Below are 16,083 nucleotides of genomic sequence, written 5' to 3' on the forward strand. Positions count from 1 at the left end.
GCCTTTTTATTTATCGAACTGATTTTTGCCTTGTTGACCTGATCGACAAGGCGCTCATAGATTGTTCTCAATGCGCATAACCGGGAAGGTCCACATGTTTAAAACCGTAGCCACCACGCCATTTGACGATCAGAAGCCGGGAACATCCGGACTGCGCAAGAAAGTTCCCGAATTCAAACAACCGAACTATGTCGAGAACTTCATCCAGTCGGTGTTCGATTCACTGGACGGCTATAAAGGCAAGACTTTGGTGATCGGCGGTGACGGGCGCTATTATAATCGCGAAGTCATCCAGATTGCCGTGAAGATGGCGGCGGCCAACGGGTTTGGCCGGGTCCTTGTCGGTCATCACGGCATTCTTTCAACACCGGCTGCCTCCAATGTGATTCGCAAGTACAAGGCGTTCGGCGGCCTTATTCTTTCCGCCAGCCACAATCCGGGTGGTCCAACCGAAGATTTCGGCATCAAATACAATATCAGCAATGGTGGCCCGGCCCCCGAGAAGATCACTGATGCGGTCTTTGCCAACTCCAAGGTGATCAAGGAATACAAGATCGCGGAAGCCGCTGACATCGACATCGATACCGTTGGCAAGCAGCAGCTCGCAGGTATGGATGTCGAGATTATCGATTCCGTCTCCGACTATGCGGAGCTGATGGAAACGCTGTTCGATTTCGATGCCATCCGCGCATTGATCAAGTCAGGCTTCACGCTACGCTTCGATTCCATGCATGCCGTGACCGGCCCCTATGGCAAGGAAATCCTCGAACACCGTCTTGGTGCGCCTGACGGCACCTGCGTGAATTTTGTGCCGCTGGAGGATTTCGGCGGACACCATCCCGATCCCAACCTCGTCTATGCCAAAGATCTCTACGATCTGCTGATGTCCCCGGATGGCCCTGATTTTGGCGCTGCGTCCGATGGCGATGGTGATCGCAATCTGATTATCGGCAAGGGCATGTATGTCACCCCGTCGGACTCACTGGCGATGCTGGCAGCCAATGCGCATCTTGCGCCCGGCTATAAGGCTGGGCTCAAAGGCATTGCCCGTTCCATGCCCACAAGCGGCGCTGCGGATCGCGTGGCCGAAAAGCTGAAAATCGGCATGTACGAGACGCCGACAGGCTGGAAGTTCTTCGGCAATCTGCTTGATGCGGATATGGCAACGATCTGCGGTGAGGAAAGCTCAGGCACCGGCTCCAATCACGTCCGCGAAAAGGATGGTCTGTGGGCCGTTCTGCTCTGGCTCAACATCCTTGCTGTGCGCAAGGAAAGTGTCCAGCAGATCTCACGGGAACATTGGGCCACCTATGGGCGCAATTACTATACCCGCCACGATTACGAGGAAGTCGATTCGGCAGCCGCCAATGGCCTGATCGACACCTTGCGCGCCAAGTTGCCGACATTGGCTGGCAAGACCGTGCAGGGGCTGACAATCACCACGGCGGATGATTTTGCCTATCACGATCCGGTCGACAAATCGGTAAGCCAGCACCAGGGCATCCGCATCCTCTTCGAGGGCGGTTCGCGCATTGTCCTGCGCCTTTCCGGAACAGGAACATCGGGGGCAACGCTGCGGCTCTATATCGAGCGCTACGAGGCAGACCCGAAGCGCCACGGCCTTGAAACGCAAGCGGCTCTGGCAGACCTTATCAGCGCTGCGGACGAGTTGACCGAGATCAAGACCCGCACCGGCCGCGATAAGCCGAGTGTGATTACTTGAGGAGCGGTTTCACCCCCCTCTGCCCTCTCGGGCATCTCCCCCACAAGGGGGGAGATCAGCTGTATTGCCGCCTTTGCACAATCTGCAACGTTTTCTGTTGTGGGAAAGCGTTCATGCCAATGTGATCTCCCCCCTTGTGGGGGAGATGTCCGACAGGACAGAGGGGGGTGAAAACCACCCCACCAACACACAGAACACAGCTATTCAAACACGATAGCCGGAGCCGCCCTGCCCTGGGTCTTCGCCGTCTGCAACTGATCCCAGACCTTTGCCGCAATCTCGCGGTAAACCTTAGCCTGCGGCCCCTCAGGATTGCTGATCACAACGGGCGTTCCAGCGTCAGACATTTCGCGGATTTCCATCACCAGCGGCACTTCGCCGAGGAAGGGAACACCGAGCCGCTCCGCTTCCGCACGCGCTCCGCCATGACCGAAAATGTCATAGCGATTGCCGGTATCGGGCGCGATGAAATAGCTCATATTCTCGACAATACCGAGCAATGGCACATCGACCTTTTTGAACATGTTGAGGCCCTTGCGCGCATCGATCAACGCCAGATCCTGCGGGGTCGAGACGATCACCGCGCCAGCCAGCGGCACCTGCTGTGCCATGGTCAATTGTGCGTCGCCGGTGCCGGGCGGCATATCGACAACGAGAACATCCAGATCGCCCCATTGCACTTCGCGCAGCATCTGCGTCAGGGCCGACATGACCATTGGGCCACGCCAGATCATCGGCGTTTCCTCATCGACGAGGAAGCCGATCGACATGACTTTCAGACCGTAGCCTTCCATGGGCTTGAGCACGCGGCCGGAGACGACTTCCGGTTTGCCTGAGATGTGCAAAAGGCGCGGCATGGACGGGCCATAAATATCCGCATCGAGAATCCCGACGCGGTGGCCATTGGCCTGCAATCCAAGCGCCAGATTGACGGCGGTTGTCGACTTGCCGACACCGCCCTTGCCGGAAGCCACAGCGATAATCGCGCCAACACCGGGAACACCTGATTTAACCGGCGCGGCGGCGTGGCCATGCTGGTGAGTTGCCGCAGGCTGTGCGGCAACGCGGGGCGGCGGAACAGCACCGGCAGGCGCGGGCCGCTGGGCAGGGCGTTGCGGGGCAGTAGGTGCCGGACGCGGTACGGCATCATCGCTGGTCGGGCCACCCTTTTTCTCGGCGGTCAGCGCGACAATAGCGCCCGCCACATCGGGCATGTTCTTGACAACCCGTTCGGCTGCAGAGCGCAGAGGCTCCAGTTCCTGGGCACGCGCCGCCGGAACAGTGATGGAGAAAAACACCTTGTTGTCAGCAATGAAAATATCCGAGACGAGCCCCAGATCGACAATATTGCTGTTGAAATCAGGTCCGGTCACTGTTTTCAGCTGATCGAGAACCTGCTCCTTGCTCACGCCTGCCATGCTTGTTGTCCCTATTATTTCCCAACGCTTCACATAGTGCAGTTGAACAGAAACGCCAATGGGGCAATGCGCATCATCCGCTGCGGCCGACCGTGAGAGCCACAGCGGAATGCATAAGTTGGGATCAGACTTTCCACACACCCGGTATCTGCCGGGTGGCGATGTTGAGACGGTTCCACACATTGACGTTGGCAATGGCCAGAACGAGGTCTCCGAGCTGCCTTTCATCGAAATGCTTTGCGGCTTCATTCCAGATGTCATCCGGTACCGGGTCGGATTTGTCGGCAACGCGGGTCACAGCTTCCGTCAACGCCAGCGCGGCACGCTCGGCATCGGAGAAATAAGGCGTATCGCGCCATGCCGAGACAGCAAAGAGGCGCTCATCGGTTTCGCCAGCCTTGCGGGCCATGCGTGGATGCATATCAACACAGACGCTGCAGCCATTGATCTGGCTGGCCCGCAAATGGACCAGTTCCAGCATACCTTTGGGGAACTCGCTCGTGCTGGTGGAAGCGGCGAGCGCCTGCAAGGCTTTCATGGCTTCAGGATTGATCATTGCCGGGTTGCTCATACGTGCTTGCATTTTCTTTCCTCTCATTTTTCAGGGTCCGGTGTGTGCATAACCGGGCATTTGCTCTTGACGGTCCGGCGGCTCCGATTTCTTGTCACATCCGCCGGTTTTCGTTCGTCATTGCTTTGACGGAACAGGATGAGGAAATGTGACAGATGAACGAGAAAAAATTTCTGGCAGAGCAATTCGAGGCCAATCGCACGCATTTGCGGCAGGTTGCCTACCGCATGCTGGGCTCCATGACCGAGGCCGAGGATGCGGTGCAGGAAGTGTGGCTGCGGCTCAACCGCGCGGAAATGGATGGTGTCGATAACCTTGGCGGGTGGCTGACAACCGTGATCTCCCGCATCTGTCTAGACATGCTGCGCGCGCGCAAATCCCGCCGTGAGGAACAACTGACCCCGCAAACGCCAGAACCGGTGGCCGGTGGCGACCCTGAACGCGATGTGGTGATGGCGGATTCAGTTGGTGCAGCGCTCTTGGTGGTTTTGGAGAAGCTGGCCCCGGCGGAGCGGCTGGCTTTCGTGCTGCACGATATGTTCGGCGTGTCCTTTGACGAGATCGCGCCCATTGTCGATCGCACGCCGGATGCGGCGCGGCAGCTTGCCAGCCGGGCACGGCGGCGGGTGCAGGGAACGGAGACCACGCCGGAACGCAATCTCGCCCGGCAGCGTGAAGTGGTAACTGCCTTTCTGGCCGCGTCGCGTGGCGGGGATTTCAGCACGCTTCTGGCGCTGCTTGATCCGGATGTGGTTTTCCGTGCCGACAGTACTGCGGTGCAGATGGGCTCACTTGCGGAAATTCGTGGTGCCGAGGCTGTGGCCAATACATTCAAGGGACGAGCACAGGGCGCACTGCCAGCACTTGTCGATGGTGCGCTGGCTATTGTTGTCTCTATCCAAGGTCAGTTACGCGTGGTGCTAAACCTGACAATGATGGACGGAAAAATCACTGGCATCGAGGCTATTGCCGATCCGGAACGCCTCGGTGGCTTCGATCTGGTGATGCTGGACAATTGAACCATCATGAACGAGGCCGGATATTGGCCTCGTTCATTGTTGCGGGAAATCAGGAAGCGATGAGAAGCCGCAGCTTCTTCAACGCCATCTCTGTGGTTTCCTTGTAGTCGATGGTGCTTTTCAGCCGGGCATCCCGGTCCAGCAGCATCACCGATGCCGTGTGGTCCATGGTGTAATCGCCATTTTCCGTCGGCACCTTGCGGGCATAAATCTTCCAGCCCTTGATGAGTTTTTCGACTTCCTTGGGATCGCCGGTGATACCAGTGATCCGGTCGGTAAAGGCAGCGGTATAGCCCTTCATCACCTCGGGCGTGTCACGCTCAGGATCAACAGAGATGAAAAAGACACGCAGGTCCTTGCCTTCATCGCCCAGTGCCTTGAGCCAGCCCGCCATCTCAAACAATGTTGTCGGGCAGACTTCCGGACAGTGGGTAAAGCCAAAGAACAAGGCTGTCGGATGCCCCTCGAACGCCGCCTGGGTGATTGGCGCACCGTTCTGATCAATCAGGGAAAACGGAGCACCAAGCTTGACCGGCTCTATCTCATTGCCATTGCGGGCACTCAGATAGGTAAAGGCAAGGAAGATGATCAAGAGACCGATGACCGACCACAGCGCTATACGAACATTGCGTACATTCATCACTGACCATGCCCCGTGGAGGTCGCACCGGCGGCTTCCACTTTCAGATTGACCTGAACTTTGCCCGCCTTCTGGAATTCCAGCGTGACGGGAACGGTTTCACCCTGCTTCAGAGGCTGTTTAATCTCCAACAACATCAGGTGCATGCCGCCGGGCTCAAGTTCGATGGTTCCGCCAGCGGGAATTTCAACGCCATCCTTGAGCTGACGCATCTTCATCACCTCGCCGTCCATCTTCATTTCATGCACTTCGACGCGGGCGGCGACCGGGCTGGAGCCGCCGAGCAGACGGTCGGCTTCCTTGGCTTCGTTGGTGATTGAGATATAGCCGCCGCCCACTTTGGCACCCGGCAATGTGGCGCGGGTGAAAGCATCAGTGAACACAAGATTGCCGACTTTCACCGCGTCCTGCGTCATATCTTTCTTCATCTTGGCTGCATCGCCCTTACCCATGGCCGCATGATCATGGGCCAGTGCAGGCACTGCAAAGGATGTCGCCAGAAGAGCAATGGCGGCAAATTTGAGAGTGGATTTCATGGACGTTCTCCAGTTCCGTTTGGTTACGAGAATACGCGTTTGAGCGGGGAAGGAATACGCTGGATCAGCTGATCCAGAACAAGCATCGCCAGAATGGCAAACCCGGTGAGCGGGAAGAGCACACCGAAGCCGAGGATGACCAAAGTCAGCGCCGCAAAGACGCTTTTTTGCGAAGGCATGGGCGGCACACCAAGACGACCGGAAGGACGACGCTTCCACCACATGACCACGGCGGAAACCGCCGCAAGGATGATGGCAAAGCAGGTGATGAGCATGACAATCTGGTTGAGGAGACCCCAATACTGACCCATGTGAACACCAATGCCGAACTCGATTGCCTTGGCACCCGCGCCATAATCGGCAAACTTCAGATCGACCAGCGGCTTGCCGGTGTATTGATCGAAATGGATCGTCCGCTGTTTGGCGATGTCATCGGGAAAGATCGCCGCCGTATAGACACCTTCCGGATCGGATGGCAGCGAAACCTCGAAACCGGGGGTAATGCCTTCAGCCTTGGCGGATGTGACGATCTGATCGAGGCCAACGCTCTTTATGACGCCATCAGCCGTCGAGGTTGGAACGGGTGCGTTCTCAACGGTCCAGCCTGCTTCGGTCAGCACATCCTTTGTCGGGATTTGCGACATGGGTGTCTCGTTCCAGAGCTGCGTGGGATAGCCAAGACCGTTATTCGCCAATGTTCCATTGAGCTTTTCACCCCAATAGGACGACCAGGGCATGCCTGTGATGGCAAGAAAGAAGATCAGCGCACCGGCTACCGCACCGGTCACCGCATGCAGATCGCGCCAGAACACCCGCTTGTCGGGCGTGCCGCGCACTGTAATGACACCGCCACTCTGCTTCCGCGGCCACCAGAGATAGAAGCCGGTGACAACGAGGATCAATGCGAGACCGCCAACGGCTTCAACCACCCGGTCAAGTGCAAGGCCGAAATAGACCAGACTATGGATCTTGCGCACGACCCAGTTGAACTCCTGCTTCTCGGCGACCTTGCCAAGAACAGAACCCGTATAAGGGTCAACAAAGACCAGCACCTTTCCGGCATCAGTGCCGACGATCACCCGTGCTGATTGGGTTGGTGTCGATGGATCGCGATAACGCAGGATTGTCGAACCGGGCACCGCCGCTTGTGCATTCTTGATCAGCAGTGATGGCGCAAGCACCTCATTATGGGGCGTGACGACATTGCGATAGGCAAAGACCGTATTGTCGATTTCATCCTTGAAGAGATAAAGCCCGCCGGTGATGGCGAGATTGAGCATGAAAGGAATGACCAGAAGGCCAGCGAAAAAATGCCAGCGCCAGATGGCGCGGTAGAGAGATTGACTGATGTCTTTTGGCTTCTCCGAAGCCAGAGTTGAGACGCTCATGCGTGTTCCAATCGTCCGAAAGCAACAATGATTGGCCTTTGATCAGGCCAATGGACGCGCCAAAAATGGCGCAACCCTTCCGTTCGATAGCGGACCAGCGTGCGAAAGGGTTCTTGTCAGACGAGTGGGGGAGCCTGCGGCGGCGCTGCCGGAGGATAAAGGCTGCGGGCAATCAGAACCGCTTCACGCTTGATGGCAAGCGAGCGAACAGGTTCAACCTTCAAGCCACCCGTATGGGGCGGGGTGGCAAGAATGAACGAAGCAGAGAGGCGGCAGGCTTCGCAGCTATTGCCGTGATAGGCGCTTTTATGCGGGTCCTGATCACCACTACCGGGAAGGCAGAGCACAGGAACGGTGCCGTCAGGCAGCGTATAGGCGGCAAGATCAATCTGATCGCCGGGCGATGCAATAACCGGCTGATGGGCAAAGGCGACGAAGACAAGCGCCAGCGCGCACAGCATGCGCACAGCCAGTTGCCAATCGTATCCGTATTTGCGCATCACATCCCCATTTTGCGGTTCCGGCTAACCAGATACTCCAGCTCGGCGGCGAAATCTATGCGGCAAAGCGACAAATGCCCGGAGGATACTCATGACGAGAGAGAATTGATCTCGATGAGCCATGCATGGGATGGCGCGGTTTCGAATGTTGCTGTTTCCGATGTTGCGAGATGCAATACATCGTCGGACCTGAGCGCTTCACCTGACACCAGCTGTGAATTATCGCGTAGAAGCACAAAAGTCTGCTCGGCGTCGCCACGTACAACCGCCCTGTCCAACCGGCTAACCCGCGCCTGATATCTTCCGCGCCTGATCATAACATTGAGATCCGTCACCTCGTGCAAGACCACTGCGCTTGTCGGCGTATCGCCGGGAAATGCCATGGCCTGACAGGACCGATCGAGTTTTTCAGTCGGCCGACCGTCCACCTTCAGCACCATCTCGCCTTCCAGCACGGCCAGCACCCTGTTGATCCCGGCAAAGGCCGAGAACGGACCTGAATTGGGTACTTTCGCCATGCTGATACGCCAGTCGAAACTGTCGACCGATGCGCCCTCAGGAAAAACGGCAATTTCGGTGGTGACACCCTTGCCGTTCTTCCAGGGCATTTGCCGGTGATCAGCGGCGCGCAGGATGCGCATCAGCCGAGAATGCCCGGCAGGTTGAGGCCCTTCTCCCTGGCGCAGTCAATGGCGATCTCATAGCCCGCATCCGCATGGCGCATGACGCCGGTTGCCGGATCGTTCCAGAGAACCCGCTCAATACGGCGCTTGGCATCATCAGTACCGTCGGCGCAGATAACCATGCCCGCATGCTGCGAAAAACCCATGCCGACACCGCCGCCATGATGCAGCGAAACCCATGTGGCACCGGATGCAGTGTTGAGCAAAGCGTTGAGCAATGGCCAATCGGAAACCGCATCGGAACCGTCCTTCATGGATTCCGTTTCGCGGTTCGGCGAGGCGACAGAGCCGGAATCCAGATGATCGCGACCGATGACAACAGGCGCTTTCAGCTCGCCTGTACGCACCATTTCGTTGAACGCAAGACCAAGGCGATGGCGATCGCCCAGACCGACCCAGCAGATGCGCGCGGGCAGGCCCTGAAACGCGATACGTTCACGCGCCATATCGAGCCAGTTGTGCAGATGGGTATTGCCGGGTGTCAGCTCCTTCACCTTGGCATCGGTCTTGTAGATATCCTCAGGATCACCCGAAAGCGCGGCCCAGCGGAACGGACCAATACCGCGGCAGAACAGCGGACGGATATAGGCAGGAACGAAACCGGGGAACGCGAAGGCATTTTCAAGCCCCTCATCCTTGGCGACCTGACGGATATTATTGCCATAATCGAGCGTCGGCACACCGGCATTCCAGAAGGCAATCATCGCTTCCACATGTTCGCGCATGGAGGCGCGGGCTGCTTTTTCGACGGCCTTTGGGTCACTTTCGCGCTTGGCTTTCCATTCAGCCATGCTCCAGCCCTTGGGCAGATAGCCGTTGATCGGATCATGGGCCGAGGTCTGGTCGGTGACGATGTCAGGACGGACGCCGCGACGTACGAGTTCCGGCAGAATTTCAGCGGCATTGCCGAGAAGTCCAACGGACTTGGCTTCACCAGCCTTGGTCCAGCGGTCGATCATTTCAAGGGCTTCATCCAGCGTTTCAGCCTTGGCATCAACGTAGCGGGTGCGCAGGCGGAAATCGATGGAATCAGGATTGCACTCAACGGCAAGGCAGCAGGCACCGGCCATGACAGCCGCCAGCGGCTGCGCGCCGCCCATGCCGCCAAGACCGCCGGTCAGAATCCACTTGCCCTTGAGACTACCGCCATAATGCTGACGGCCAGCCTCGACGAAGGTCTCATATGTTCCCTGAACGATGCCCTGCGTGCCAATATAAATCCATGAACCGGCGGTCATCTGGCCGTACATGGCCAGGCCCTTCTTATCCAGTTCGTTGAAATGATCCCATGTAGCCCAATGGGGAACGAGGTTCGAATTGGCGATGAGCACGCGCGGCGCATCCGCATGGGTGCGGAACACGCCAACCGGCTTGCCGGATTGCACGAGCAGCGTCTCGTCTTCGTTCAATGTCTTGAGCGTTGCGACGATCTTGTCAAAATCATCCCATGTGCGGGTGGCGCGGCCAATGCCGCCATAAACCACCAGTTCATTGGGGTTTTCGGCGACGTCCGGATCAAGATTGTTCATCAGCATGCGCAGCGGCGCTTCGGTCATCCAGGATTTGGTGTTGAGTTCCGTACCACGGGGGCTACGAATTTCTCTAATGTTATGGCGCGGATTGTTCATCATTAGCTCCCCAGCTTGAAAGCGGTTTGTTCGAGATTTTCGAGAATGTCTTTGAGATGTTTGCGCAGGCGCTCGGCCTTGGTTTCATCATAGGCAAAGGGCGGCGCTTCGCTCTGCAAATGGGTGGACTGCGCCAGTTCCATCTGGATCGCATGGATGCCCAGTTGTGGCTTGCCATAATGGCGCGTGGTCCAGCCGCCCTTGAAGCGGCCGTTCATCACCCCATCATAACCGGATGCAGCAAGGGCAAATCGGCCAGTGGCAGCAGCCACTTCGGGGGCGCAACTGGTGCCCTGATTGGTGCCGATGTTGAAATCCGGCAGCTTTCCCTCAAACAGGAACGGGATGTGCGAGCGGATGGAGTGGCAATCATAGAGAATGGCAAGGCCATGAATATCCTGCACGCGCTTGATCTCAGCAGCAAGCGCCTCGTGATAGGGTTTGTGGAACTGCTCCAGACGCGTTTGTGTGTCGGCGGCGGCAGGCTTTTCACCGTCGCGCCAGATCGCCCTGCCATCAAAATCCGTTTCAGGAATTAGGCCGGTGGTATTCTGTCCGGGATAAAGGCTCACACCCTCAGGGTCGCGATTGGCGTCGATGACATAACGATGGAACGTCGCACGCACCGTCGTCGCTTCAGGCAAAAGGCCATCATACAGCGTGTGAATGTGCCAGTCCGTATCAGCAAGCAGCTTGCCGTTTTCATTGAGGCGGTCCCAGATATCAGCAGGAACCTCCGTGCCCGTATGCGGCAAGCCTAAAATGACCGGGGATGAACCCTGTTTGACGTCAACAACACTCATAGGGCGGTATCCAGTGCTGGCAGGATATCAGGGGAAATGGCGGCATTCAGAGCGCCGGAGCCAACAAGATCAGACACGGCCTTGAGATCGGGCGCCATATAGCGGTCTTCATCCAGCGTCGGCACAACGGAACGGATCGCCGCATGGGCGCGGGAAAGTTCCGGGCTTGTTTGCAGCGGGCTGCGCAGGTCAATGCCCTGTGCAGCGGTCAGCGCCTCGATGCCAATGATGGAGAACAGATTGTCGGTCATCTGCAATAGGCGGCGCGCGCCGTGGCAGGCCATGGAAACATGGTCTTCCTGATTGGCTGACGTCGGGGTGGAATCGACCGATGCCGGATGCGACATCTGCTTGTTTTCTGACATCAGCGCAGCAGAAGTCACTTCGGCAATCATCAGACCGGAATTCAAACCGGGCTTGCGGGCGAGGAAAGCAGGAAGGCCATAGCTCAGGGCCGGATCAACCAGCAGCGCGATACGGCGCTGCGCAATCGAGCCGATTTCACAGATCGCAAGCGCAATCTGGTCCGCAGCGAAAGCCACGGGTTCCGCGTGGAAATTACCGCCCGAGACCACTGAACCATCGCTGAGAACCAGCGGATTATCGGTGACAGCATTGGCTTCGATTTCCAGCGTGCGGGCCGCCATGCGCAGGAGATCAAGACAGGCCCCGTCCACCTGCGGTTGGCAGCGAATGCAATAGGGGTCCTGAACGCGTTCGTCGCCTTCAATATGGCTTTCGCGGATCGGCGAATTTTCGAGGAGACGGCGGAGTGCTGCTCCCGTATCGATCTGGCCGCGATGACCGCGCAGGGTATGAATATCCGGATGGAACGGAGCGGAAGAGCCCATCGCCGCATCCGTCGAGAGCGCGCCGGTGATCAGAGCTGACTGCGCGGAACGGTGCGCGCGGAACAGGCCAGCCAGCGCCAGCGCCGTTGAAACCTGCGTACCGTTGATCAGGGCCAGACCTTCCTTGGCGGCAAGCACAACCGGCTTCAGACCAGCCTTCGCAAGTCCTTCGCCGGCGGGCATCTGGGTTCCTGCAAACATCACATCGCCCTCGCCAATCATTGCGGCAGCCATATGGGCCAGAGGTGCCAGATCGCCCGAAGCACCGACTGAACCCTTTTCAGGAATAACCGGGATAACACCCTTGGCGAGCATACCCTCGATCAGGCTGATCAGTTCAGGGCGAACACCAGAAGCGCCGCGACCCAGCGAAATGAGTTTCAGCGCCATGATCAGCCGGACGATATTTTCCGGCAACGCGTTACCGACGCCGCAGCAGTGCGAGAGGATCAAATTGCGCTGGAGAGTTCCGACATCAGCCGCATCAATACGGATCGAGGCAAGTTTGCCGAAGCCGGTATTGATACCATAAACAGGGGCGTTCCCAGCGGCGATTTCGGCGATACGGGCAGCGGCGGCCTCAATGCCCTTATGGAACGAGGGATCAAGCTTGACTGGAGTTCCCTGCCAGTAGATTTTTTCCAGTTCGGCGAGAGGAACGGAACCGGGGTGGAGGACGACAGTCATGGTTAGGCCTTCAAGATGAGCTGGTGGAGGGGATTGAAGCCGATGCGGTAGCAAAGTTCTGCTGGCTGCGTGGCGTTCCAGATGGCGATTTCGGCGCGTTTGCCTGATGCGATGGTGCCGAGATCATCCTGCAATCCAAGCGCATGGGCCGCCTCGCGCGTTGCGCCTGCCAGCGCCTCTTCGGCGGTCAGGCGGAACAGGGTGCAGGCCATGTTCATGGTCAAAAGCAAGGATGTCAGCGGCGATGTGCCGGGATTGCAGTCCGTGGCGATAGCGATACGCGCACCGGCTTCGCGCAGGGCTTTGACCGGCGGCGCCCGTTCTTCGCGCAGCGCATAGAAGGCACCGGGCAACAGCACGGCAACCGTACCAGCAGCAGCCATCGCCTTTGCACCATCTTCATCAAGATACTCAAGATGATCGGCGGAGAGCGCGCCATAGGAGGCTGCGAGCTTTGCACCGCCAAGATTGGAAAGCTGCTCCGCATGGAGCTTGACCGGGATACCAAGCGCCTTGGCCCGGTCAAAAACGCGGGCAATCTGCGCGGGCGAGAAAGCTATGCCCTCGCAGAAGCCATCAACCGTATCAACCAGACCTTCCGCATGGGCAGCATCAAGACCGGGCAGGACTACTTCGCCGATATAATCATCCGCGCGCCCACGATATTCAGGCGGAACCGCATGGGCCGCAAGATAGCTGGTACGGATGCGCACCGGGCGCACCGTGCCGAGGCGGCGCGCCACCCGCAGCATTTTCAGTTCCGTTTCGATATTGAGACCATAACCGGATTTGATTTCAACCGTGGAAATACCTTCCGCCAGCAGGGTATCCAAGCGCGGCAGGCTTTGCGCGACGAGTTCATCTTCCGAAAGGCCATTGGTCGATTTGACCGAGGAAACTATGCCTCCGCCCGCCCGGGCGATTTCCTCGTAACTTGCACCTTCGAGCCGCATTTCAAATTCACGGGCGCGGTTGCCGCCGAACACCAGATGGGTATGGCAATCGATCAGCGCAGGCGTTGCCAGACGTCCGCCGAAATCCTGCGTCTCAACACCTTTCCATTCACCCGGAATGGTCTCGCCGACCCAGGCGATGCGATCACCTTCAATGCCGATGGCACCCGTATCGATCAGGCCATAGGCCGCACCGGTATTCTCCAGCGTCGCAATTCTCAATCCGGAAAGAATTTTCCTCATTGGCCTTGATACCATCCCCATTAGCGCTTGCTCATGACGTTATTATGTATATACATATTATGTCAATCCGGGGATGAGAGAAGAAATGAGCGAAGCCAAAAAATCCGTTTTTGCGAATAAGGCCCTCACGGAAAACGGCTGGGAAAACGATGTTCTGGTTGAGATCGACACATTGGGGCAGATTGTTTCCGTCAAAGCCAACAGCACCGCCCTCCCCAACAGCCACAGCACCCCTATCCTGCTTCCCGCTCAGGCCAATCTGCACAGTCACACCTTTCAACGCGCGATGGCGGGACTGTCAGAAGCGCGCAGCCCTGAAGGCCGGGATAGTTTCTGGACGTGGCGCGCGATCATGTACCGGTTTCTTGATATTCTCGACCCTGCGGATATTGAGGCCATCGCCGCCTTTGCTTTCGTCGAAATGCTTGAATCCGGTTATTCCAGCGTTGCGGAATTTCACTATGTCCACCACCAGCCGGGTGGAACGCCCTATGCGAGCCTTGCCGAGTTGTCCGAGCGGATCGCCGCTGCAGCCAGTGCCACCGGCATCGGCCTGACATTGCTGCCTGTCGCCTACGCGCAGGGCGGTGTCGATGGTCGGGCGCTTGCGGGCGGGCAATTACGTTTCGGCAATGATATCGAGCGGTTTTCGCAACTGGCGGAGGCAGCCGAAAAAGCGGCCCGCCAGACCGGGCCGGATGCCGGTTTCGGCGTTGCGCCGCATTCAATCCGCGCCGTCAATGAGCATGACCTTCTGGAGCTTGAGCGCCGGTTTAGAGCCATGCCGTTCCATATTCACATTGCTGAGCAGCTTCCCGAGCTTGAAGAGGTTCAGGCTGTCTATGGCCAACGCTCCATGAGCTGGCTGCTGGATCACCTGCCCGTCAATGAACGCTGGTGCCTCATCCACTCGACACATATGACGCCGGAAGAAACATTGCGCGTGGCGAAAAGCGGCGCGGTTGTCGGCCTTTGCCCGCTGACGGAAGCCAGTCTTGGCGATGGCATTTTCGATGGTGTGCGCTACCTCAATGCGGGTGGACGCTTTGGTACGGGTTCGGATTCCAATATCCGCATTTCACCATCGGAAGAACTGCGCCAGCTTGAATATAGCCAGCGCTTACGCGATGTCTCGCGGGTGACGCTTTCAGTTGACGGCAAATCAAACGGGCGAACGCTTTACGACACAGCACTTATCGGCGGAGCACAGGCACTCGGCCGCAATGCTGGCAGTCTGGCGGCCGGGAAATGGGCCGATATGGTCGCGCTCGATGCCGATACTCCTGCGATCCTTGGCCTTAAGGGCGACCGGCTGCTTGACGGCTGGATTTTTGCAGGCGACAGGCATGCGGTGACCGATGTGTGGTCGGCAGGCCGCCATGTGGTGCATAACGGACGCCATCATGCGCGAGAACAAATCTTTGCAACTTACAAGACGCGGCTTGCGTCAATTCTGGAGCGGGTGTGACAGCAACAGCGCGAAAATCCTTCCACGCCATCAAGGCTGAAATGGCCCGGCGCATCGCCGAGCGGGTCTGGGCTCCCGGGGCGCTTATTCCCGGCGAGGAAGTTTTATCGGTTGAGTTTGGCTGTGCCCGCGCAACTGTCAATCGCGCCCTGCAGGAATTGGCGCGTGGCGGTGTGCTTGTACGCAAGCGCAAGGCCGGAACACGGGTTGCCCTGCATCCAATGCGCGAGGCACGCTTCGTCATTCCTATTATCAGGCAGGAAATCGAGACAAAGGGCGGAAAATACCAATTCAAGCTGCTTTCCAACCAAGTTGAGAAAGCCCCCGCTAGCATTACCCAGCGCATGGGCCTCACCAAGGGCAAGGAGATGCTGCATGTACGGTGCCTGCATCTGTCCGATGGCAAGGCCTATCAATATGAGGACCGCTGGGTCAATCTGGATGCTGTGCCTTCCATTCGCGGTGAGACGTTTGAAACCATCAGCCCAAATGAATGGCTGGTGACCCATTCGCCGTTTTCACAGGCTGAAATTGTCTTTCACGCTGATGTGGCGGGGGCAGAAGAAGCCGATATTCTCGGTGTTGCCGAAAAGGATGCGGTGTTCATTGTCGAGCGCGTTACATTCGTGCCGCAGAAACCGATCACATTTGTGAGGATGATCCATCCCTCGTCCCACCGGATGGTCACGCAGCTTTAGGCTAAATTCCCGAATTTCCTGAGGATGCGGTTCGCACGGCTTCCACCCGTAAAGACGGCTGAGGTGCGGTGATTTGTCGGCTTGTCAGAACAATTGTCTACTAAAATACTCATAATTTCCTAGAATAATTCTAAGCTATTGATATTTTTTATTGTTTTCCGAAATTATCGTTTGACTTTGAATTGAACCATTGCCTTTATGCACGAGCACAAGAGTGCATACCTTTGATGTCTGGGCCTTGAACCCGTTCGATTGGAGGACCCTATGATAGGTC

General features: G+C 57.6%; 15 protein-coding genes. 4 read left to right on the forward strand and 11 right to left on the reverse strand.

The features are described 5' to 3' along the window. Positions 1-94 precede the first annotated feature (94 nt). Positions 95-1,723, forward strand: a complete 1,629-nt coding sequence (locus BLU05_RS06955) for an alpha-D-glucose phosphate-specific phosphoglucomutase (protein ID WP_091878822.1) — start codon at positions 95-97, stop codon at positions 1,721-1,723. A gap of 200 nt (positions 1,724-1,923) precedes the next feature. On the opposite strand, the gene BLU05_RS06965 is transcribed toward BLU05_RS06955, so the two are convergent. Further along, entirely contained in the window at positions 1,924-3,141 is a 1,218-nt protein-coding gene (locus tag BLU05_RS06965; RefSeq protein ID WP_091878825.1) for an Mrp/NBP35 family ATP-binding protein, read from the reverse strand. A 124-nt stretch (positions 3,142-3,265) separates the two neighbouring features. Then, positions 3,266-3,724, reverse strand: coding sequence for a carboxymuconolactone decarboxylase family protein (locus BLU05_RS06970; protein ID WP_091878827.1), 459 nt, complete (start codon positions 3,722-3,724; stop codon positions 3,266-3,268). A 143-nt stretch (positions 3,725-3,867) separates the two neighbouring features. Here BLU05_RS06970 and BLU05_RS06975 point away from each other — a divergent pair, with 143 nt between their 5' ends. Beyond that, entirely contained in the window at positions 3,868-4,731 is an 864-nt protein-coding gene (locus BLU05_RS06975; RefSeq protein WP_091878828.1) for a sigma-70 family RNA polymerase sigma factor, read from the forward strand. Between the two features lie 49 nt (positions 4,732-4,780). On the opposite strand, the gene BLU05_RS06980 is transcribed toward BLU05_RS06975, so the two are convergent. The 9 genes from BLU05_RS06980 to hutI form a co-directional block, all read right to left on the reverse strand. Continuing rightward, positions 4,781-5,371 carry an SCO family protein gene (locus BLU05_RS06980; RefSeq protein WP_091878830.1) on the reverse strand — a complete coding sequence of 197 codons (591 nt, stop codon included), beginning with the start codon at positions 5,369-5,371 and terminating at the stop codon, positions 4,781-4,783. After that, complete coding sequence (locus BLU05_RS06985) at positions 5,371-5,907, reverse strand: copper chaperone PCu(A)C (RefSeq protein ID WP_091878831.1); 537 nt, start codon at positions 5,905-5,907, stop codon at positions 5,371-5,373. Before BLU05_RS06985 ends, BLU05_RS06980 begins: the two co-directional genes overlap by 1 nt. Before the next feature lie 23 nt (positions 5,908-5,930). Beyond that, complete coding sequence (locus tag BLU05_RS06990) at positions 5,931-7,295, reverse strand: PepSY-associated TM helix domain-containing protein (protein ID WP_091878833.1); 1,365 nt, start codon at positions 7,293-7,295, stop codon at positions 5,931-5,933. A gap of 116 nt (positions 7,296-7,411) precedes the next feature. Further along, positions 7,412-7,795, reverse strand: a complete 384-nt coding sequence (locus BLU05_RS06995; protein ID WP_091878835.1) for a hypothetical protein — start codon at positions 7,793-7,795, stop codon at positions 7,412-7,414. Positions 7,796-7,884: 89 nt separating this feature from the next. After that, positions 7,885-8,436, reverse strand: coding sequence for a HutD/Ves family protein (locus BLU05_RS07000; protein WP_091878836.1), 552 nt, complete (start codon positions 8,434-8,436; stop codon positions 7,885-7,887). Then, positions 8,436-10,106 carry a urocanate hydratase gene (gene hutU, locus BLU05_RS07005; RefSeq protein WP_091878838.1) on the reverse strand — a complete coding sequence of 557 codons (1,671 nt, stop codon included), beginning with the start codon at positions 10,104-10,106 and terminating at the stop codon, positions 8,436-8,438. The genes BLU05_RS07000 and hutU overlap by 1 nt, the downstream gene beginning before the upstream one ends. Positions 10,107-10,108: 2 nt before the next feature. After that, a complete protein-coding gene (gene hutG / locus BLU05_RS07010; RefSeq protein ID WP_091878839.1) occupies positions 10,109-10,909 on the reverse strand; it encodes an N-formylglutamate deformylase in 801 nt (266 codons plus the stop codon). Beyond that, positions 10,906-12,447: a histidine ammonia-lyase gene (gene hutH / locus BLU05_RS07015; RefSeq protein WP_091878841.1), complete on the reverse strand. Its 1,542-nt coding sequence runs from the start codon at positions 12,445-12,447 to the stop codon at positions 10,906-10,908. The genes hutG and hutH overlap by 4 nt, the downstream gene beginning before the upstream one ends. A 2-nt stretch (positions 12,448-12,449) precedes the next feature. Further along, positions 12,450-13,643, reverse strand: coding sequence for an imidazolonepropionase (gene hutI, locus BLU05_RS07020; protein WP_244518225.1), 1,194 nt, complete (start codon positions 13,641-13,643; stop codon positions 12,450-12,452). 85 nt (positions 13,644-13,728) lie between these two features. Here hutI and BLU05_RS07025 point away from each other — a divergent pair, with 85 nt between their 5' ends. Together BLU05_RS07025 and BLU05_RS07030 are read left to right on the forward strand one after the other, a co-directional pair. Next, complete coding sequence (locus tag BLU05_RS07025) at positions 13,729-15,111, forward strand: formimidoylglutamate deiminase (RefSeq protein ID WP_091878844.1); 1,383 nt, start codon at positions 13,729-13,731, stop codon at positions 15,109-15,111. After that, complete coding sequence (locus BLU05_RS07030) at positions 15,108-15,809, forward strand: GntR family transcriptional regulator (protein ID WP_244518227.1); 702 nt, start codon at positions 15,108-15,110, stop codon at positions 15,807-15,809. The genes BLU05_RS07025 and BLU05_RS07030 overlap by 4 nt, the downstream gene beginning before the upstream one ends. The last annotated feature ends 274 nt before the right edge of the window (positions 15,810-16,083 follow it).

It is taken from the genome of Phyllobacterium sp. OV277 (assembly GCF_900104355.1).
Taxonomy (GTDB): domain Bacteria; phylum Pseudomonadota; class Alphaproteobacteria; order Rhizobiales; family Rhizobiaceae; genus Phyllobacterium.